15 protein-coding genes, 7 tRNA genes and 1 pseudogene are annotated in these 18,545 nt (G+C 66.4%); 12 read left to right on the top strand and 11 right to left on the bottom strand.

From position 1 onward, the window contains the following. Positions 1-425 precede the first annotated feature (425 nt). The 3 genes from dsbG to AC5P8Z_RS09290 all read right to left on the bottom strand — a co-directional run bounded on the left by dsbG (position 426) and on the right by AC5P8Z_RS09290 (position 3,250). Positions 426-1,268 carry a thiol:disulfide interchange protein DsbG gene (gene dsbG / locus AC5P8Z_RS09300; protein ID WP_295568782.1) on the bottom strand — a complete coding sequence of 281 codons (843 nt, stop codon included), beginning with the start codon at positions 1,266-1,268 and terminating at the stop codon, positions 426-428. A 30-nt stretch (positions 1,269-1,298) separates the two neighbouring features. Beyond that, positions 1,299-2,102: a redoxin family protein gene (locus tag AC5P8Z_RS09295; RefSeq protein WP_495228863.1), complete on the bottom strand. Its 804-nt coding sequence runs from the start codon at positions 2,100-2,102 to the stop codon at positions 1,299-1,301. Between the two features lie 80 nt (positions 2,103-2,182). Then, positions 2,183-3,250, bottom strand: a complete 1,068-nt coding sequence (locus AC5P8Z_RS09290; RefSeq protein WP_495228861.1) for a GlxA family transcriptional regulator — start codon at positions 3,248-3,250, stop codon at positions 2,183-2,185. 187 nt (positions 3,251-3,437) lie between these two features. Here AC5P8Z_RS09290 and AC5P8Z_RS09285 point away from each other — a divergent pair, with 187 nt between their 5' ends. The 7 genes from AC5P8Z_RS09285 to AC5P8Z_RS09255 all read left to right on the top strand — a co-directional run bounded on the left by AC5P8Z_RS09285 (position 3,438) and on the right by AC5P8Z_RS09255 (position 4,773). Further along, positions 3,438-3,836, top strand: a complete 399-nt coding sequence (locus AC5P8Z_RS09285) for a heavy metal-responsive transcriptional regulator (protein WP_495228859.1) — start codon at positions 3,438-3,440, stop codon at positions 3,834-3,836. A gap of 103 nt (positions 3,837-3,939) precedes the next feature. Next, positions 3,940-4,015 (top strand) — tRNA-Ala (locus AC5P8Z_RS09280). A gap of 53 nt (positions 4,016-4,068) precedes the next feature. Further along, positions 4,069-4,144: transfer RNA gene (locus tag AC5P8Z_RS09275), tRNA-Glu, on the top strand. Positions 4,145-4,328: 184 nt separating this feature from the next. After that, positions 4,329-4,404 (top strand) — tRNA-Ala (locus AC5P8Z_RS09270). Positions 4,405-4,453: 49 nt separating this feature from the next. Next, positions 4,454-4,529 (top strand) — tRNA-Glu (locus tag AC5P8Z_RS09265). Between the two features lie 45 nt (positions 4,530-4,574). Beyond that, positions 4,575-4,650, top strand: a tRNA-Ala gene (locus AC5P8Z_RS09260). A gap of 47 nt (positions 4,651-4,697) precedes the next feature. Beyond that, positions 4,698-4,773, top strand: a tRNA-Glu gene (locus tag AC5P8Z_RS09255). A 100-nt stretch (positions 4,774-4,873) separates the two neighbouring features. On the opposite strand, the gene AC5P8Z_RS09250 is transcribed toward AC5P8Z_RS09255, so the two are convergent. Beyond that, the gene (locus AC5P8Z_RS09250; RefSeq protein ID WP_295568780.1) at positions 4,874-5,290 is read right to left on the bottom strand and encodes a GNAT family N-acetyltransferase; all 417 of its coding nucleotides are present in this window, start codon (positions 5,288-5,290) and stop codon (positions 4,874-4,876) included. A 77-nt stretch (positions 5,291-5,367) separates the two neighbouring features. On the opposite strand from AC5P8Z_RS09250, the gene AC5P8Z_RS09245 reads away from it, so the two are divergent. After that, on the top strand, positions 5,368-6,324 hold the full coding sequence (locus AC5P8Z_RS09245; RefSeq protein WP_286068780.1) for an SOS response-associated peptidase family protein: 957 nt from the start codon (positions 5,368-5,370) through the stop codon (positions 6,322-6,324). Positions 6,325-6,369: 45 nt separating this feature from the next. On the opposite strand, the gene AC5P8Z_RS09240 is transcribed toward AC5P8Z_RS09245, so the two are convergent. Continuing rightward, positions 6,370-6,567, bottom strand: coding sequence for a hypothetical protein (locus AC5P8Z_RS09240; RefSeq protein WP_006461763.1), 198 nt, complete (start codon positions 6,565-6,567; stop codon positions 6,370-6,372). Positions 6,568-6,636: 69 nt separating this feature from the next. Next, positions 6,637-7,017, bottom strand: coding sequence for a response regulator (locus AC5P8Z_RS09235; protein ID WP_286068782.1), 381 nt, complete (start codon positions 7,015-7,017; stop codon positions 6,637-6,639). 132 nt (positions 7,018-7,149) lie between these two features. On the opposite strand from AC5P8Z_RS09235, the gene AC5P8Z_RS09230 reads away from it, so the two are divergent. Together AC5P8Z_RS09230 and AC5P8Z_RS09225 are read left to right on the top strand one after the other, a co-directional pair. Continuing rightward, positions 7,150-7,235: transfer RNA gene (locus AC5P8Z_RS09230), tRNA-Leu, on the top strand. 226 nt (positions 7,236-7,461) lie between these two features. Beyond that, on the top strand, positions 7,462-8,898 hold the full coding sequence (locus AC5P8Z_RS09225) for a GGDEF domain-containing protein (RefSeq protein WP_495228857.1): 1,437 nt from the start codon (positions 7,462-7,464) through the stop codon (positions 8,896-8,898). On the opposite strand, the gene AC5P8Z_RS09220 is transcribed toward AC5P8Z_RS09225, so the two are convergent. Continuing rightward, positions 8,895-10,721 (bottom strand): methyl-accepting chemotaxis protein, encoded by a 1,827-nt coding sequence (locus AC5P8Z_RS09220; protein WP_495228855.1) that lies wholly within the window; start codon positions 10,719-10,721, stop codon positions 8,895-8,897. The two genes, AC5P8Z_RS09225 and AC5P8Z_RS09220, sit on opposite strands and share 4 nt — an antisense overlap. Before the next feature lie 444 nt (positions 10,722-11,165). Here AC5P8Z_RS09220 and AC5P8Z_RS09215 point away from each other — a divergent pair. After that, a pseudogene (locus tag AC5P8Z_RS09215) lies at positions 11,166-11,859 on the top strand (hypothetical protein). Between the two features lie 54 nt (positions 11,860-11,913). Then, positions 11,914-12,204 (top strand): putative quinol monooxygenase, encoded by a 291-nt coding sequence (locus AC5P8Z_RS09210; protein ID WP_286068857.1) that lies wholly within the window; start codon positions 11,914-11,916, stop codon positions 12,202-12,204. Here AC5P8Z_RS09210 and AC5P8Z_RS09205 read toward each other — a convergent pair. From AC5P8Z_RS09205 to AC5P8Z_RS09190, 4 genes are all read right to left on the bottom strand, one after another. Then, positions 12,146-12,448, bottom strand: a complete 303-nt coding sequence (locus AC5P8Z_RS09205) for a hypothetical protein (RefSeq protein ID WP_286068858.1) — start codon at positions 12,446-12,448, stop codon at positions 12,146-12,148. The genes AC5P8Z_RS09210 and AC5P8Z_RS09205 overlap by 59 nt on opposite strands. 78 nt (positions 12,449-12,526) lie before the next feature. Then, positions 12,527-13,918, bottom strand: coding sequence for an efflux transporter outer membrane subunit (locus tag AC5P8Z_RS09200; RefSeq protein ID WP_286068859.1), 1,392 nt, complete (start codon positions 13,916-13,918; stop codon positions 12,527-12,529). Continuing rightward, the gene (locus AC5P8Z_RS09195) at positions 13,905-15,068 is read right to left on the bottom strand and encodes an efflux RND transporter periplasmic adaptor subunit (protein ID WP_495228853.1); all 1,164 of its coding nucleotides are present in this window, start codon (positions 15,066-15,068) and stop codon (positions 13,905-13,907) included. Before AC5P8Z_RS09195 ends, AC5P8Z_RS09200 begins: the two co-directional genes overlap by 14 nt. Beyond that, positions 15,061-18,279, bottom strand: a complete 3,219-nt coding sequence (locus tag AC5P8Z_RS09190; protein ID WP_495228852.1) for an efflux RND transporter permease subunit — start codon at positions 18,277-18,279, stop codon at positions 15,061-15,063. Before AC5P8Z_RS09190 ends, AC5P8Z_RS09195 begins: the two co-directional genes overlap by 8 nt. Positions 18,280-18,545: the final 266 nt, after the last annotated feature.

Here is an 18,545-nt window from a genome sequence, read left to right as displayed (position 1 = left end):
GGGTACTGCGTCGACGACACCGGTCAGCCTGCGCGCGGCAGACAACAGGACGATGACATTGCCCTGCCTGTACCCATGTCGCTTCCATCAAGGCCGCGCTGCCAGAGAGGTGGCGACCGCAGCGGTCTGCGTAACAAGCAGGGAGTGAGAGTGTCGTGAATAGCGGTGCCACACTGCCCGAATCGGGGCAGCCGTGGCGCGGCATCCATGGCGCGTTGACGCTGTATTCCATGCGTCAAAGGCTAATCCGCCTGTCGTTTTTGGCCTTGATTGGAATCAAGGCGCGATGCTTGATCTCAGTCACGATTCAGACGTGACCTTGAACAGGTCATGCGCAAGCGGTTGTGTCGGCCTGGGGCACAGAACGCGACAGGCCCGCATGTCGCCATGCGGGCCTGTGGGCTACGTCATCATGTCGACACGGGTCAGCGCGGGCCGAGCACCGTCGTCAGGTCGTCGCCCTGCGGCAGTCCGGCGCGGCGCTGCACCTGACCCTGTGAATCCTGGAACAGGATGCCTGGCGTGCCCTGGAAGCCCATCTCCAGCATCAGGACCTGGTTGGCATCAAGCTTGCCTGCGATCTCGCGGCTGATGTTCGGCAGCGCCTTGATGCCGCCACGGTCGAACTGGTGCTCGTTCTCCAGCAGCGCCGCGCTCGGATCACGCGCGGCGAGGATGGCGGCGGCCTTGGCCGGGCTGTCCTCGCGGATCACACCAACCATGATGTGACGCAGCTGCACCTTGCCGGCATCGACCCACGGCCGCGCTGCTTCCCAGAATTTGTGGCAGTAGGGGCAGTTGGCGTCACTGAAGGTGTAGACCACGCGCGGCGCATCGGCCTTGCCATCGCGCACCCAGGCACTGGCTTCCAGCTTGGTCCACATCTTGGCCGACATCGGTGCGGCGACCAGCTTTTCGACCGCCTCGGCGGCCACATCATTGCCCTCGGCATCGAACAGGCTGCCCACCAGCACATGCTTGCCATCGGCCGTGACATAGGCCGCTGCAGGCTGCTGGCCACCTACCACGCCGGCAAAGCCACGCAGGCCACCCGGCGCATCAAATTCGGCAACGACCTCGAAGCCGTGCTTCTCGATGCCCTTCAGCACCGCCGGGCGATCGCCCTTGGCGGTCGTGGCCGGTGCGCCGGCCGTCGGCGCCGTGGCGGCCTTGCCCGGTGGCGTCTGTGCCTGGCTGCAGGCGGCCAATGCCAGCATGACCGGCAGCAAGAGCACCGCCGGAGCAGTGCGCAGGGAAGTCGACAACATGGGAACTCCGTAGTGAGATGCCCGCGCAGGCTACCGCAGCCGGCGCAGTTTGTGTTCAAGACCGGCCGCCGTCAGTTCGCCCAGGTGCAGTTCACGCAGGCGCCCATCGGCGTCGAAGAAGAGCGTCGAAGGATAGGCCTGCACACCCAGCACGGTTGAAGCGGCAGCCTCATCGTCCAGCAGCACATTGCCCAGCTCCAGTCGTTGGCTGGCCAGGAAACCCTGGACCTCATCCAGGGTTTCGCCCTGGTTGAGGAATGCGAACTGCACATCGGCATGGAGCTGCTGAGCCGTTGCCAGCACCGGCATCTCACGGCGGCAGGGCCCGCACCACGTGGCCCACAGATTCAGCACCAGTGGCTTGCCGCGAAACTGCTGCAGATCGACCTTGCCGCCCTTCAGGTCTTCCACCTGCAGCATTGGCAGCGGCATCTGCCGCTCCTGCCAGGCAGACAACAACGCGCCACCACCGGCCCAGAGCAGCACGCCGACCAGCGCACTGGCCAACACCGGTACACGCAGTGCGCGCCACGGCCGCAGGCGCCACAGTGCCCAGGCCAGCCCTGATACCAGCACCACCCCCAGGTGGTAGCCGCCGTCGGTGATCTGCAGGATGCTCCAGGGTGCCTGGCGATAGAGTGCAACATTCAGCGCGACAAAGCTGATGCGCCCGCACAGCAGGCCGATCAGCAACATGTCCAGCACCATGCTGGCTGCCGAGGGCACCGGCATTTCGCCCTTCCCGCGTGGCCACAGGCGGGCAATGCCCATTGCGAGCAACGCACATGCAAGGATCAACACCACCGGCATCGGTACCGGCCCTACGCTCGACATCAGCCCACCCGCTCAATCGTCCACTGCCTGCATGGTCGAAGCCTCGCCCCCAGGTTGCAAGCACTCCCCACCACCACGCATCACGCGGCACTTCGTCCCGATTGCACACCCGACGGCGCCTGCAGCCCGCGCAGGCTTCCGGCCACCGACGGCATCAGCGGTCGCTCGCGCCGCTTGCAACTGACATGGCGGCGATAGTTGGCCGGCGTCATGCCCACGATGCGAAGGAACAGGCGTCGGAATGCACTCTGGTCGGCGTAGCCCACACCCCAGGCCACCTCGTCGATCCCGGCGCCCTGCTGCAGCAGCGTCTGCGCCTTGGCAATACGAAGCCGCTGGCAGTACTCGATCGGTCGCAGGCCGGTGGCCCTGAGGAAGCGTCGCTGCAGCGTCCGCGGCTCCAATCCGGAAACCTCGCAGATGGCAGCCAGGGTGGCACCTCGTGCTGCAGTGGTATGCAGCCAGCGCTGCGCCTTCAGCACATCACGATCACCATGGGCGAAGTTCGCACTGAAGCGCTCCAGATCCTGCTGGATCCCGGCGGGTACGGCGATTCCCAACTGCTGTGCGACCGCACTGGCCACGCCTTGCCCGTGCAACCGGTACAGCAGCCGCAGGGCCAGGAACCGCCAGGCCTGCGAGCCACCGACCGTCAGCAGATCGCCGTCGTCGACCAGCGCACGTTCGCTGGGCACCCAGCTCACCGCCTGGGCCTGCAAACCGGGATGCCGCCCAAGATCGGGCCCGCTGACCGTTCGGCCCGCCAGCAGGCCGGCCCGCGCCAGCACACCCACTCCGTCACTGGCGGCTGCCAGCAGGCTGCCGCCGTCGTAATGGGCCCGCAGCCAGTCCAGCAGGACTTCCTCGGCGCGCAGGCAGGTTCCCGGGCTGATCTGGCCAGGGACCGCGATCACCGCGGGAATGGCGGCTTCCAGCATCTCCGCACCGGCAATGCGATGCACGCCGGTCTGGCTGGCGGGTACGATCCATCGCGTGACCACCACGCGCTTGAATGGCCGACGCTGCTGCTGTGCAAGGCGGTTGGCGACATGAGTCATCTCGGCCAGTACCGACGCGGCGGAGGGGTCGCCCCCCGGATACTCGACCACTGCGACCTCGACGAATCCTTCGTTGCTGATTCCATCCACAGACCACCTCCTCGCTTCGTTGCAGGCCATCGGGTGGCCGGTTCAGGCGAAGCGTAGGAACTGGCCCATCAGCGGGGCTATGAAGAAAGTTGCAAAGTACGCTGAATACGCGGCGCGAGCGTCCGGCCTTGACCCTCGAGCCGGCTCCAGGCTTCACAATGGCCCGCAGCATCCGCAGGAATCCGCCATGAACATTGGACAACTGGCCCGCCAGGCGGGCGTGCCCATCGATACCGTGCGCTACTACGAGCGGCAGCAGCTGCTGCGGACGGCAGCCCGCACGGCCGGCGGGTACCGCATCTTCGGCGAACAGGACCTGCGCCGCCTTCGCTTCATCCGACGCGCCAAGGCGCTGGGCTTCAGCCTGGAAGAGGTCGGCGAGCTGCTCGCCTTGAGCGACCACCACTCGCAGGACATGGGCAGCGTGCGTGACACCGCCCAGGCGCGCCTGCAGGACATCGCGCAACGAATGGCCGAGCTGCAGCGCATGCACACGGCACTTTCGCAGCTGGTCGACGCCTGCCCGGGACACGGAGCACGGGATCAGTGCCCGATCCTGGCGGCACTGACCGAGGACAATGCCTGACCACAGGCGACGGACAGCAGCGTCGCAGCGCACGTGAAGAAAAGTGCAACAAATGCTTGCCAACCCCCTAGGGCAAGGCTATTATTTCGCTCCTCAGCGACGTGGGGCCATAGCTCAGCTGGGAGAGCGCCTGCATGGCATGCAGGAGGTCAGCGGTTCGATCCCGCTTGGCTCCACCAATCTTTCGGCATTAGGCCGTCGAAAGGTCGCGAAGAACATTGATGAGAATTGCGTCCCCATCGTCTAGAGGCCTAGGACATCACCCTTTCACGGTGGCGACCGGGGTTCGAATCCCCGTGGGGACGCCACTCATCACGAACAACGAGGACCCGGCCGATAACCGGGTCTTTTTTGTTCACCGCCTACCGGCATTCAGGTTGTGGCGTTGCGGTTCCCCCGCCCTTGTGGCGATGGTTGAACCGGAACGAAAAAAGTTCAAAAAAGACTTCCACAAACGTGAACACGCAGGTATGATAGGCGGCTCGGTAACACGGGGCCATAGCTCAGCTGGGAGAGCGCCTGCATGGCATGCAGGAGGTCAGCGGTTCGATCCCGCTTGGCTCCACCACTTTCGACATTAGGCCGTCGAAGGTTCTACAACTTGAAGTTTTTCGTGCGTCCCCATCGTCTAGAGGCCTAGGACATCACCCTTTCACGGTGGCGACCGGGGTTCGAATCCCCGTGGGGACGCCAGTTTCAAAACGGACTCTGCTCCCGGCAGATCATCCGGAGTTTCATGGGGCCATAGCTCAGCTGGGAGAGCGCCTGCATGGCATGCAGGAGGTCAGCGGTTCGATCCCGCTTGGCTCCACCACTTCGACATTAGGCCGTCGAAGGATCTACAACTTGAAGTTTTCGTGCGTCCCCATCGTCTAGAGGCCTAGGACATCACCCTTTCACGGTGGCGACCGGGGTTCGAATCCCCGTGGGGACGCCAATTCTTGAAAACCCCGGTTTCGGCCGGGGTTTTTCTTTGCCTGCGATTCCAGGGAAGGCCCTATCCACGCATGCGTGGATGACCTCACCGCCACCCCTCTTCAGAACCGGCGATACATCCCGATCGAGGCCGGCGCGGTCGGCGCGAAACCAAACTGTGCGTACAGGCGATGTGCTTCACCATCAGCCAGCAGACTGACGTACGCCGACGGCGGCAGGTTCGCCTGCATCCATGCATCGAGACGCCGCATCACCTCCTTGCCCAGGCCCTGCCCCTGCAACCGCGGCAGCACAGCGATATCGCAGACCTGCAGATGGCATCCGCCATCGCCGACGATGCGCCCCATCGCCACCAGCTCAGCCCCTTGATAGGCGCACACGCCGAACAGGGTGTTGGGCAGCGCGCGTTCAGCCGCTTCCCGGCTCTTGGCGCTGAGGCCGGCAAGCACACGCAGCTGGCAGTAGTCTTCCACCGTGGGCACGGCCTCGCGGAACTGGCAGGTGACAGAATCGTTCATACACTCTCTCCAAAGGGTCAGGCTATCCTGCCGCATCCGCGTCGCAGCCGCTGCGACCCACCTCCAGCAGAGTCCCCATGTGCTATTCCGCCCTGATCCGCGCCGACTACGCCAAGCTGGTGCGCGAGTTCGGCGCCATCCTGTCACTGGAGGAATTCGCGGAACTGTACGCGCACGACCCCGGCAAGAAGCGGCCGAAAACTCCGAAAGCAATGGATGACGGCTTTGCCGGCGCCCGCACCGAACAGGGCCGCGACATCGTCGCGAAAATCCAGCAGTGGCATGCGCAGGAACGCCAGGATCTGGAAGCGGAGCTGGCCCGCCAGCGCGAGCGCCGGGATATTGCCCAAGCCACGCTGGCAACCCGCCCCACCCAGAAGGCACGCAACGACCTGCGCGTGGCCGGGAACCGCATCGAGCGCGCCCAGGCCCGACTGGAGGATCTGCACCGGGTGCAGCTGCTGCCGCGCGACAACCGCATTTTCCCCGGCACCTACGCGCCGGTGATGGTCACTGAGAAAGGCCAGCGAGTGATCAAGCCGATGCGCTACCAGTGCCGCCTCCCCGACAAGCCCGCACGTAACGACGTGCTCTACCCGGGCACCTACAACGCGCGGCGCGACAGCCTGGAAGGGTATTGGCGAGGCGCGTTCGGCCTGCGCCACGGCGTGGTGGTGGTCAGCGCGTTCTATGAGCACGTGCCCCGGCACGCGATTGCCGGTCGCACACTGGGCACGGACGAGAAAGAGCAGGATGTGGTGCTGGAGTTCCGTCCAGAGCCGCCCCGCGACCTGTTGCTGGCCTGCCTGTGGGCGGAATGGGAGGGCCCGGAAGGCCGCCTGCTCTCGTTCGCCACGATCACCGACACCCCACCACGCGATGTCGCCGCGGCAGGCCACGACCGCGGCGTGATACCGATCCGCAGGGAGCACCTGGATGCCTGGCTCACGCCCGACCCGGACAACCTGGCCGAGCAGTACCGCATCCTCGACGACCGCGAGGACATCCGCTACGTACATGAAGAAGCGGGCTGAGCGCCTTGCGCAGATGAAAAACCCCGCCGAGGCGGGGTTCCTGGATCAGGGATTGCCGCCGCACATCGCCTCTTCGCAGAAAGCTTGTTCCTGCAGGCACTGCTCAACCTCACCGCCGCGTGCGATGCAGCTCTTGTAGAGCTGGAAACAGGGCTGGCCGCACCACGCGGCAGTTGCCGTACCACCGAAGACCGCCATCGAAAGGACACCCGCAGCAACCATGCGCTTGATCCACTTCTTCATGCCACTCTCCTTGTAGGCCTGAGCATTCAGGCCCGGGCAGCATACGCCGGCCGTCTCCACGTGGGCCAGTCAGGCCTTGACGCGGGAGCGACCCACTGCGCGAACCAGCGCCTCGCTCAGATCCGCCGACAGGTACGGCTTGACCAGCAGGATGCCGGTCAGCATCGCATCCGGCAGTTGTTCGGCCAGCATCCCGGTGGCGAGCACGAACGGTACACGGCGCGCCGACAACGCTGCCGCCACCGGTTCGCTGGTCTCGTTGCGGGCCAGGCGATAGTCCAGCAGGGCCACATCCGGAGACGTCTCCTCCAGCAGGCGCAGTGCTTCAGCCACGCTCGCCGCCAACCCGACCACGGTGGCTCCGGCATGCACCAGCTGCATCTGCAGCAGGGCCGCGCTCATCTCGTCGTTCTCGACCACCAGCACCCTCAGGTCCTGCAACACTGTCATCGGCTACCGCTCCTGGAGGTATTCAAGCCGCCGCAGTATAGCCATCACAAGGCTGATGCCGACAGGAAACGCCTCGATCTGCCTTGCCCCTATGAAAGCCCTGCCCACCTCGGTTACACTCGCACGCTGCCTGCCGGTGTGGCGGAATGGTATACGCAGCTGACTCAAAATCAGCCGGGGGTGACCCCATGAAGGTTCGAGTCCTTTCACCGGCACCACTGCATCAAAGGCCAGGTCCCCGACCTGGCCTTTTGCATTTCCGGGGCTGAACTGCACGCCGCGTCCAGGCGGTCGTCCTGGGCAGCGCCGAGGGGCTCCGGAGCCCAGTGCGCCACAACCGCGACTGCTGACAAGGTTGACACTAGACGCAGCGCACACTTTTCTTGCCAGCCTCACGTACATCTGCCTATCGTGATCCCGCCGGATCCGGGGGCGGGGGAATGCATGACGCTACGTGCTGCACTGTTTTTTCTGGTCACGCACGCTCTCGTCATTGCCTTGATCGGCCCGCAGGACCCTGTCGGTTCCTACCTGTTGCTGATCACCGCCCCCTCGCTGGCCGCACTGGCGTGCGTGCGGCGGGCACGCGGCAGACAGGCAGCCTGCAAATGGCGGCTGCTCGGCGCGGCCGTCGGTTTGTTCTCGCTCGCCCTGCTGGCACTGCTGTACCGGAACGTGGCCGGCCTCGCGCCGGCGCAGATGACGGCATCGTCATTGATCCTGTATGTGTTCTACCGGGTCCCCCTGACCTACGTGGCCGCCAGCCCCGGAGGTGGCAACCGCAGCATCCGCACGGTGGACCTTGCAGTCATTGCCCTGCTGTGGCTGCTGTACTACCTGCATATGCGGGCCATGGCGCCCCTCAACACAGCGCTGTGGACGCAATGCCTGCACACGATGAGCAGCGTACAGAACAGCCTGGTGTTCTGTTTCGCGCTGATCCGTTTCCTGGCCGAGGACAATCCCGACCGCCGCGATTTCTTCCGGACGCTCTCGATCTACGCGCTGGGATACTTCCTGCTGGCGCTCTACATCAATACCTACCAGCCGCAGATACCTGACGGCAGCTGGGCGGACCTGCTGATCAGTGCACTGTTCGTGCTGCTGGCGGTCATGGCAGGCAGTCGCCGCCGCCCGCCAGTGGCAGTATCCCGCAGCCTGCGGCGCATCGTCGATGCCGGCGTACCACTCATGCTGCCCTTGCTGCTGATGATGGTGGCGCTGCTGGTCGCCCGCCTGCAACCGGGCCTGGCCATGGCCGGATTCATCGGCGCCATGCTCGCCTACGCGCTGCGCAGCGTGCTGAGCCAGGTCGAGGTCCAGCGCCAGCGCGATGAACTGGAAACACTGGCACGACGTGATCCCCTCACCGGGCTGGGCAACCGGCGCAGCTTCGATGAGTCGCTGGGTGCCGCCCACCGCCGCGCGCGCCGCCAGGGGCGGGGCCTGGCCGTGCTGATGATCGACATCGACCACTTCAAGCGGCTCAACGACACCTACGGGCACCCGGAAGGTGACCGCCGCCTGCGTGCCGTCGTCGGCATCCTCGATGGCTGCCTGCAGCGAGGAGATGACCTGCTGGCCCGCTACGGGGGCGAGGAGTTCATCGCGGCCCTGCCATCGCCCGAGGCGATGCACGCGCTGCATCTGGGAGAACGCCTGCGTGCTGCGGTCGAAAGCGCTGCACTACCCGCTGCCGAGGGCCATGTGACCATCAGCGTGGGCGTGGCCTGGCAGGCCGCCAGTGATCCGTACGAGCCGGGTAACCTGGTCGACCGTGCCGACCAGGCCCTGTACCGCGCCAAGCATGCCGGGCGAAACCGCGTGCATCTTGCCCCGGCCCTGCAGGCCCGGGACGCACCCGCTGCCCCGCGCGCCTAGACCACCCGCAGGGTTGCGCCGCCATGCGGATGCCCTGCCCCGTCCTGGACACGGAAACCGGCCACGGTCTGCAGCAGCTGTGCCGACTGCTCTTCCATGCTGCGCGCTGCTGCCGACGCCTCTTCGACCAGGGCAGCATTCTGCTGGGTGCCCTGGTCGATCAGGTCGACCGCCTGGTTCATCTGCTGGATGTCGTCGCTCTGCTGCTGCGAGGCGGTGCTGATCTCGGTCATCAGGTCGCTGACCCGGCGGACATTGGTCACGATCTCGTCCATGGTGCGGCCGGCGCTCTCGACCTGGGCGGTGCCGGCCCCGACGTTGGCCACCGACTCATCGATCAGCTGCTTGATCTCCTTCGCTGCGCTGGCCGAGCGCTGCGACAGCTCGCGGATCTCGGTGGCGACCACGGCAAATCCACGCCCATGCTCGCCGGCGCGTGCGGCTTCCACCGCTGCGTTCAGTGCGAGGATGTTGGTCTGGAACGCGATGCCGTCGATTACCCCGATGATGTCGACGATGCGCCGCGAGGAGGCATTGATCACCGCCATCGTCTCGACCACCTCATGCACCACGCTACCGCCGCGCGCAGCGACGTCAGCGGCACCGCCGGCCAGCTGGCTGGCCTGGCGCGCGTTGGTGGCAGTGCGCTGCACGGTCTCGGCCAGCCCCTTCATCGATACCGCGGTTTCCTCCAACGAGGCCGCCTGCTGCTCGGTGCGCTGCGACAGGTCACTGTTGCCCTGTGCGATCTCGGTCGCCCCCACCGCAATGGTGTCGGCAGCGAACTTGATCTGACCAATGATCGCTGCCATCGCCTCGACCAGCGCATTCACGCCTTCGCACAGCTCGGCGATCGCGCCCTGCTTGTCGGCCGTGGCAACGCGGCGGGTCAGGTCGCCCTGCTTGGCCGCGGCCACGACTTCGCGGGTCTGCGCCACGGCGCGCTGCATCGCCTGGTTTTCATGCACCTGCGCGGTGATGTCGGTGGCGTACTTGACGACCTTGAACGGCTTGCCGTTGAGGTCGAGGATGGGGTTGTAGGACGCCTGGATCCAGACCTCGCGGCCGCCCTTGCCCAGGCGCCGATACTGCCCGGCGTCGTATTCGCCGCGGCCAAGCTTTTCCCAGAACCGGCGGTACTCATCACTGCCACGATGGCCAGGCTCGACGAACAGCGAGTGGTGCTGTCCGCGCACCTCGTCGAGGCTGTAACCGGTGGTGGCGAGGAAATTGTCGTTGGCCGACAGAATGCGCCCGTCCATGCTGAACTCGATCACCGCCTGCGACTTGCCGATCGCCGCCAGCTGCCCGGCCGAATCAGCCGTCTGCAGCTTCTGCGCGGTGATGTCGGTAGCGAACTTGACCACTTTGTATGGCCGCCCCTGGCGGTCCAGCACCGGGTTGTACGAGGCCTGTATCCAGATCTCGCGCTGGCCCTTGCCGAAGCGGCGATACTGCCCGGCGTCGTACTCGCCACGCCCCAGCCGCGCCCAGAAATCGCGGTATTCGACGCTGCGCGCCTGCTCCGGATCGACGAACAGGGAATGGTGCTTTCCCTGGATCTCCTCCAGCCGATAGCCCACCGCCTGCAGGAAATTGTCATTGGCCTGCAGGATGGTGCCGTCGAGCGCGAATTCGATGACAGCCTGCACCCGATGCAGCGCCGCAACCTGGGCCTCAAGTTCGGAGCGATCGTTCGCTGCAGGCATGGCGCTGGCGCGGTGCTGCGGGGCGAGGACGCCCAGCAGCGCGCGCCACGGCGACCAACGGGTATGCAGCTCGGCTGGCGCCTGCGCGCCTGCCGTGAAGCCTGGAATGAGCATTGTCTGATCCTCGGTGTCCGACAAAGGGTTGCGACCCGACGGGCGGGATGCCCGGCGGCAACTTCAGTTGCTAAGGACTACAGGTACCGGCAGGCACCCCTCGAGCGGCTGGCAAGAACATCTGGTGCGGGTGCGATCGGCATCTGGGAGCGGCGGAACACACAGCGCGGGCCGCCCATCGGGGGCAGCCTGGGGTCCTGCAGCGGGCGACTGGAGCGGGATCCAGAGGGGATATCGGCGATGCCGGCGGCGGCTTTAGCGGAATTCCGCGACTTCCGTCTCAACTTCCGCCGACGCTGCGGTGTACTTCACGGCGTACTCACGCGCTGCGGAAGCGGGTGCAGTTCGAGCCGGTGATGTCTGCATGACCCACGGGAGATACCCCGCCACGTGAAAATGGCGACGTGCAGCCATCTGCAGGAGGTACATCGACAAGGAGATCACATGTTCGTTCGGTTGGACGGCCTCATCCTCCTTGGCCTGTGCAGCACTTGCGCGTTTGCCACCGATGCCGGCTATCGCCCCGCCTTCCAGCCAGACCAGTGAAGGGGCCACCCGCCGGGCGCCCTAACGAAGTTCTGGTCCTCGGCACGCCCCATCTTTCCGGGCTGCCGAAGACCTTCACGCCGGACATTCTGCAGCCGCTGCTCGAGGCCCTGCTTCGGCGGTGGTGCAATGGCTGCGCCTGCCCAAGGACGAACGTCGCACCGCCGACAGCCTGACACCGGAACTGGTGCCGTTCCTCGACAAGCGCACGGCCAAGCGTTACGAGGTGGGCATGATCGCCGGCGTGCTCGCCACGCCTAGACCTGGAGCGCTTACGGTCGGTCGATGACCTCACCGGCGACGCTCCCATCCCGGAAGCACAGAAAAATGCCTGCAGCGCGGCCCTGCAAGCAGCCTGGGACAACCCGGCAAGTGCGGCGCGCTTCACCGCGGACGAGCCGATGAAGGCCAACCTAAGCAAACCCGATGACCTGCTTGCGCTCCATCGCACGACGTGCTGGGCCAGCACCCGGGTAGCCGCATGCTGACCATCGTCGGTGCCTCGCACAGGGGCTACTACGAGGCCTACCTCAACCAGATGCACGATGTGCACCTGGTCAACGCGGACGCAGTATTGCGGCGACGGGGATAGGTGCCGGCCACGCGCCGGCACTATCCTGCAGGGCCCGATCTGCAGGTGCCGGACATGCTGAAAGTGATCGCCGAGGATTTCATCCGTCCCGATGCCGTGGACACCGTGCTGCCGCTGTATCGTGAGCTGGTCGCGTGCACGCAGCGCGAGCCGCTCTGCCTCGGCTATGAACTGTTCGTGGACCAGAAGGATCCGGGTCATTTCATCTTCATCGAACGGTGGCCGGACCGCGCGGCGCTCGACCTGCACTGCGCCAGCGAACATTTCCAGCGCCTTGTGCCCCGGATCAACGCCTTCCAGCGTGCACCGTGCCGGTTCCTGCTGATGGATGCCGCGCCGCTGTAGTGCCCGCATCGATGCCACCACGATTGCGGTGGCCACCTCGCCACAGCAGCACGCTGGCCGCCACCGTGCAGGCCAGCGTCAATAGCAGCGACGCCACCACGCCGCCGTGCAGCAGCGGCAGCATCGCCTGGGCAAGCCGGTCGTCGCGCAATTGTTCCAGACGCAGGCCACTGGCCAGTGCCAGGCACCAGCCCACCATGGCCGGCGCGTAGGCGGCAACGGCATTCCGATTCCAGGTGATCATCCTGCGTTCTCGCTTCCAGATGGGGTTGCGGCGATTGTTCCGCCCCGCCCTCTCACAGGCTGAGACCGCCTGCCGCTGCTACTGCGACCAGCCACCACCGAGCGCGGCCATGAGGGCCGCGCTGGCCTGCAACTGCCGGCTCTGGATGTCCTGCAGACCGAGCTGAGCCTGGCGTGCATCGGTCTGCGCACTGACCACGTCCAGATAGCTGATCGCGCCGCTGGTATAGCGATCATGTGCGATCTGCTCGGCACGCCGCGCGGCGGCCACCGCATCCTGCTCGTGGCCGCGCTGGGCGTCGAGCTGGCGCAGCAGGGTCAATTGGTCTTCCACCTGGCGGATCGCAGCGAGCACGGTGGCGCGGTACTGTGCCGACGCTGCGTCGAACTCCGCATAAGCCTCGGCCTTGGCTGCCTTGCGCCGGCCGCCATCAAACACCGGCAGCGCCGCTAATGGGCCCAGGGCCCAATAGCGGTTGCCTGCGTCGAGCAGCGCGCTGCCACCCGAGGTCTGCCCCCCCAGCAGGCCGCTCACGCTGAGCTGCGGAAACCACGCTGCACGCGCCACGCCGATACCTGCGTTGGCGGCGAACACCCGGCGTTCGGCGGCGGCGATGTCCGGCCGTCGCCGCAGCAGGCTGCTGGGCAGATCGGCCGGCACCGATGGCAGCGACGGCAGGCCCGCATCGGCGACGGCGAAGCCGCTGGCGGGCGCACCGACCAGCTCGGCGATGGCATGCCGCAGCAGCGCGCAGCGTCCGTCGAGCGCGTCCAGGTCGGCCTGCGCGCTGGCCAGCTGGTGCCGCGCGCGGGACACGTCCAGTTCCGAAGCGATCTCGCCGCGGAAGCGGTCCTCGGTCAACGTCAACGCTTGCCGGTAATCCTCGATGCTGCCACGCAGGGTCGCCTGCTGTGCCTGGGCACCGCGCAGCTGCAGATAGAGCCCGGCCAACTGCTGCGACAGGCTCAGCCGTGCGGCAGCCAGATCATCGCCACTGGCCTCGGCGCGCGCCTTGCCCGCGGCAGCAGCGTTGCGCAGGCGCCCCCACAGATCGAGGTCGAACGACAACGAGAACGTCGCGGTGTTGCTGTCATAGATCGCCGGCTGGGTGGCACTGCGCAGGGGCTTGTCATCGGATTGGCGCTGACGCACCGGGCCGGTGCTGAAGCCGATCTGCGGCAAGCGTGCCGCCGCTACCTCACCGGCGGCCGCGCGCGCCGCATCGTAGTGCGCCACGGCCAATGCCAGGCTCGGGCTGGCGGCGATCAACCGCTGCTGCAACTGGTTCAGTACCGGATCCTGGAAGGCGCGCCACCACGCCTGAGGCAAGGGCGCTGGGGTTGCTGCCTCCGCGTGCTCATAGCGGGCGGGCATCGCCACCACCGGCGTCTGGTAAGTCGGCGCCAGCGAGCAGCCCCCCAGCAGCAGGCCGATCACCGCCAGTGTCGCTGTGCGCTCAACTGCGGACATGCGCAGGCTCCGCGTTGCCAGCGACCACGCGCACATGATCGCCCTCGCGCAACGCGTCCGGCGGATTGGGAATGACCCTGTCGCCCGCTTTCAGGCCACGATCCACCCGCAGGGTGCTGCCGAGGTCACTGGCGATGTGGATGTCCCGCAGGTGCACGATGTCGTTGGCATCGACCACCGCCACCTGCGTGCCCTTGGCACGGAAGATCAACACCTCCGCTGGCACGCTCACACCCGCCCCCCCGCCCTGCAGCGGCAACGTCACTTCCGCATAGCTGCCGGGCAACAATGCGCCGTCGGTATTGTCGACCACGAACTGCGCGAGCAACGTACCCGAGCTGCGATCGATCGCGCTGGAATCGCCCTGCAACGTGGCAGTGAAGTGGCGCGCGTCCTGCCCCGGCACCTGCAGCGTGGCCTGCAGGCCAGGGCGGATGCTGGCCGCGCTGTTCTGCGGCACCGGCACCATCAGGCGCAAGCGCCGGGTATCGGCAATGTTGAACAGTTCGCGACCGCTGTCATCGGCGCGGATCAGCTGGCCGACGTCGGTCTGCCGCGAGGTGACCGTACCGTCGAAGGGCGCGCGCAACGTACGGTAGCGCCCCAGTTCCTGCAGCCGTGCATAGTCGGCCTGCGCCGCTTCCACGGTGGCCTGCGCGGCCACCGCATTGGCCTGCTTCTCGTCGGCCTCCTGGCGCGACACCGAGTGACTGCCCAGCATGCCCTGCCAGCGCTCGGCGCTGACCTTGGCCAACGCTGCATCGGCCTGCACCTGCAGCAGATGCGCGTGAGCCTGGGCGATCTGTTGGTCCAGCTCTGGGCTGTCGATCACCGCCAATACCTGCCCGGCCTTCACTGGCTGGCCGATGTCGGCACTCCAGGACTTCAGGTAGCCGCCCACGCGGGCATGGATCGGCGCTTCGGTCCAGGCACTCAGATGCGCCGGCAAGGTCAAGGTACCGGCAGCGCCCTGCTCTCCAGCAGTGACCACCTGCACCGAAGGAACCGCTTGGCGTTCGGTCCAGTCGACCACCGCGTGCGCCTGCTGTGCGCGCAGGGCCAGACCGGCGGCCACCAGCGCCAGCGCCACCGCAGCGGCCAGGACCAGGGGACGGCGCAGCGAACGCTGCGGCAGCAAAGACTCAGACATGCAGGGCTTCTCCGGCAGGAGCAGTACGGGTTTTACGGGAATGGGCCAGCGCGAACACCACAGGCACAAAGATCAGCGTGGCGCAGGTCGCCAGCAGCAGACCACCAATCACCGCGCGACCCAGCGGCGCGTTCTGCTCGGTGGACAGCGCGGTCGGCAACATGCCGAGGATCATCGCCAACGCGGTCATGCACACGGGTCGGAACCGGGTGAACCCGGCTTCCAGCGCGGCTTTGGGGGCATCTCCGTGTTCGGCCAGGCGCTCGCGGCAGAAGCTGACCACCAGGATCGAATTGGCGGTGGCCACGCCCATGCACAGGATGGCGCCGGTCAGCGCCGGCACCGACAGCGTGGTGTGGGTCAGGAACAGCATCCAGACCACACCGGCCAGCCCGGCCGGCAACGCGGTGATGATCACGAACGGGTCGGTCCAGGACTGGAAGTTGATGACGATCAGCAGGTAGATCAGCACGATCGCCGCCAGCAGGCCGTAGCCGAGGCCGGTGAACGCCACATGCAGCGCGTCGATCTGCCCGTGCAGGCCGACCTCGGTGCCGCGCGGACGCTGGCCCGCCATACCGTCGATGACCTTCTGCACGTCCGCCGCCACCGCGCCCAGGTCGCGGCCCTGCACGCTGGCAAACAGATCCAGCGTGGGCTGCACGTTGTAGTGGGTGACCACCGCGGAACTGGAGCCGCGCTGGATGTCAGCCAGGCCGCCCAGCACCTGCGGCGTGCCGCTGCTGCCGGTCACCGGCAGCGCCTGCAGTGCGGCCAGGCTGTCCATGCGGTATTGCGGCGTGGCCGCCACGACGCTGTAGGAAATGCCATTCTTCGGGCTCAGCCAGAAGGTCGGTGCAACCTGGCCGCTGCCGGCCAGCGACGCCACCATGCTGTTGGTGACATCGCGCTCGGTGATACCCAGGCCATTGGCGCGCAGGCGGTCGACATCCACCTTCAGGGTCGGATAACCATCAGGCTGCTGCAGGCGCAGGTCGACCAGGCCCGGCACGTGGCGCAGGCGACGCTGCAGCTCCTGCGCATAGGCGCGGTTGCCGGCGGCGTCCGGTCCGGCGATGCGGATATCCAGCGGCGCCGGTGAACCGAAGTTGAGGATCTGGCTGCTTGTGTCGGCCGGCAGGAAGGCGAAGGTGGCGCCCGGGAATGCGGCCGCCAGCACCTCGCGCAGGCGCTTCTCATACTCGGCCGCATCGCCGTGCCCCGGCTTCAGCGAGACCTGGATGTCGCCGTCCTGCGGGCCGATGGTGCCGCTGGCGCTGTAGGCCATGTTGATGCCGGTCATCGGCAGGCCGAGGTTATCGACGACGGCATCGATCTCGTGCGGCGGGATCTCCTGGCGGATGCGTGCCTCGATGCGATCGAAGGCCGCAGCGGTTTCCTCGATGCGCGTGCCCAGCGGCAGGCGCACGTGCAGCGACAACGCGCTGGCCTCGGTGGCCGGGAAGAAGTCCTGGCCCAGCGTCGGCAACAGCGCGAAGGACAGCAGCACGCAGGCCATGAAGCCGACCAGGAAACGTCCGCGATGGGCCAGCGCCAGGCCGAGCAGCGCGTGGTAGCGGTCGCGGGTTGCGGAGAAACCGGCCTCGAAGCGCTGCTGCCAGCGCACCAGCGTAGCGGTAATGCGTGCGCGGCGCGGCTGAGGATGATCGCCCTCATGATGGTTGAGAAAGGCATCTTCGGGATGATGCCCGGTGCCCCGCTCCACACGATGCGGCTTCAACAGATACAGCGCCATGGTCGGCACCAGCGTGCGCGAGAGCACGAACGAACTGGCCATGGCGAAGATCACCGCCAGCGCCATCGGCCGGAAAAGATAACCGGCAATGCCATCAAGCAGGAACATTGGTACGAACACGATGCAGATGCACAGCAACGATACGAACGCCGGGCCGACGATCTGCGCGGCACCATCGAGGATCGCCTCGCGTACGCCCTTGCCCTGCTCCAGGTGCCAGTTGACGTTCTCGATGGTGACGGTGGCATCGTCGACCAGGATGCCCACCGCCAGTGCCAGGCCGCCGAGGGTCATCACATTGAGCGTCTGCCCTGCAGCCGACAGCAGCGCGATGGCCGAGAGCACCGCCAGCGGAATCGACGCTGCGATGATCACCGTCGAGCGCCAGCTGCCGAGGAACACCAGAATCATCACGCTGGTCAGCAGCGCGGCGATGATGCCCTCGCGGGCCACGCTGCTGATCGATTCGCGCACGAAGGTGGAGGCATCGCCGAGCAGCGAGATCTTCAGCGACGGCGGCAGCGTCTCGCCGATCTGCGGCAGCATGCTGCGGATGCGGCTGACCAGGGTCAGCGTGGAGGCATCGCCGTTCTTCAGCGCGGCCATCAACACCGAATGACCGCCATTGACACGCACGATGTTGGTCTGCGGCGGTGAACCATCGCGGACGTGGGCGACCTGGCCGATGGTGACCACCGCGCCATTGACGGTACGGATCGGCAGGTCGTTGAGGGCTTCAATCTCGCTGGGGCTGTTGTTGAGCAGCACCGTGAATTCGTTGCTGCCCAGCTTGGCGGTACCGACCGGGGTGATCTGGTTCTGCGCGGCCAGCGCATTGCCGACGTCCTGCGCGGACAGGCCCTTGGCCGCCATCGCCTGTGGGTCCAGGTCGAGGGTGATCTGGCGCTGCTTGCCACCGTAGGGGGCGGGAATGGCCAGGCCCGGGATCGAGGTCAGTGGCGGCCGCACGGTGTTCTGCGCCAGATCGCGGATCTGTGATTCACCCAGGGTCGGGCTGGAGAACGCCATCTGCAGTACCGGCACGGTGGAGGCGCTGTAGTTGAGGATCAGCGGCGGCGTCATCCCGGCCGGCATCTGCTTGACGATGGTCTGCGAGATGGCGGTGATCTGTGCGTTGGCGGTACGGATATCGACGCCGGGTTGGAAGAACACCTTGACCACGCCCATGCCGGCCAGCGACTGCGATTCGATGTGCTCGATGTCGTTGACGGTGGTGCTGAGCGCACGCTCGTAGGGCGAGATCACGCGGCCGGCCATCGCATCGGGCGACAGCCCGGTGTACTGCCACACCACCGCGATGACCGGGATGCCGATATCGGGGAACACATCGGTGGGGGTGCGCAGCGCGCTGAGCGGACCGACGATGCAGATGAAAATGGCCATCACCACGAAGGTGTAAGGCTTGTTGAGCGCGGTCTTGACCAACCCGAGCATGCGGCTCTCCAGCGATGCCACTGCCCACCGCGGGCAGCGCAGGCCGGCAAGTATCGGCGCTGCCGGCTAAAACAATGCTGTGCCGCGGATGAAACATATTTCATGAAAGGGGTGGGTTCGGCAGGGCGGCGCCCTGCACCCGCCGAAGCAACGTCAACATCAAAAGCCAGAGCGGTTTGCTGGGGGTTGGCGGGGCACTGTGGGTTTGCGGGGACGCCGTAAACCCATCCATTGGGGCTTTGCCGCGGCATCCATGCCGCGGACAC

The sequence above is a fragment of the Stenotrophomonas sp. YJH_SMC_17 genome, assembly GCF_059371655.1.
This window is presented reverse-complemented; position numbering and strand designations above follow the sequence as displayed.

Excerpts from the sequence above, each read along its gene's own strand:
- AC5P8Z_RS09210 (WP_286068857.1), top strand. The coding sequence starts at position 11,914 with ATGCTGAAAGTGATCGCCGAGGATTTCATCCGTCCCGATGCCGTGGAC.
- AC5P8Z_RS09195 (WP_495228853.1), bottom strand. The coding sequence starts at position 15,068 with ATGTCTGAGTCTTTGCTGCCGCAGCGTTCGCTGCGCCGTCCCCTGGTC.
- AC5P8Z_RS09250 (WP_295568780.1), bottom strand. The coding sequence starts at position 5,290 with ATGAACGATTCTGTCACCTGCCAGTTCCGCGAGGCCGTGCCCACGGTG.
- AC5P8Z_RS09245 (WP_286068780.1), top strand. The coding sequence starts at position 5,368 with ATGTGCTATTCCGCCCTGATCCGCGCCGACTACGCCAAGCTGGTGCGC.
- AC5P8Z_RS09205 (WP_286068858.1), bottom strand. The coding sequence starts at position 12,448 with ATGATCACCTGGAATCGGAATGCCGTTGCCGCCTACGCGCCGGCCATG.
- AC5P8Z_RS09285 (WP_495228859.1), top strand. The coding sequence starts at position 3,438 with ATGAACATTGGACAACTGGCCCGCCAGGCGGGCGTGCCCATCGATACC.
- AC5P8Z_RS09240 (WP_006461763.1), bottom strand. The coding sequence starts at position 6,567 with ATGAAGAAGTGGATCAAGCGCATGGTTGCTGCGGGTGTCCTTTCGATG.
- AC5P8Z_RS09225 (WP_495228857.1), top strand. The coding sequence starts at position 7,462 with ATGACGCTACGTGCTGCACTGTTTTTTCTGGTCACGCACGCTCTCGTC.
- AC5P8Z_RS09190 (WP_495228852.1), bottom strand. The coding sequence starts at position 18,279 with ATGCTCGGGTTGGTCAAGACCGCGCTCAACAAGCCTTACACCTTCGTG.
- AC5P8Z_RS09200 (WP_286068859.1), bottom strand. The coding sequence starts at position 13,918 with ATGTCCGCAGTTGAGCGCACAGCGACACTGGCGGTGATCGGCCTGCTG.
- dsbG (WP_295568782.1), bottom strand. The coding sequence starts at position 1,268 with ATGTTGTCGACTTCCCTGCGCACTGCTCCGGCGGTGCTCTTGCTGCCG.
- AC5P8Z_RS09220 (WP_495228855.1), bottom strand. The coding sequence starts at position 10,721 with ATGCTCATTCCAGGCTTCACGGCAGGCGCGCAGGCGCCAGCCGAGCTG.
- AC5P8Z_RS09235 (WP_286068782.1), bottom strand. The coding sequence starts at position 7,017 with ATGACAGTGTTGCAGGACCTGAGGGTGCTGGTGGTCGAGAACGACGAG.
- AC5P8Z_RS09295 (WP_495228863.1), bottom strand. The coding sequence starts at position 2,102 with ATGTCGAGCGTAGGGCCGGTACCGATGCCGGTGGTGTTGATCCTTGCA.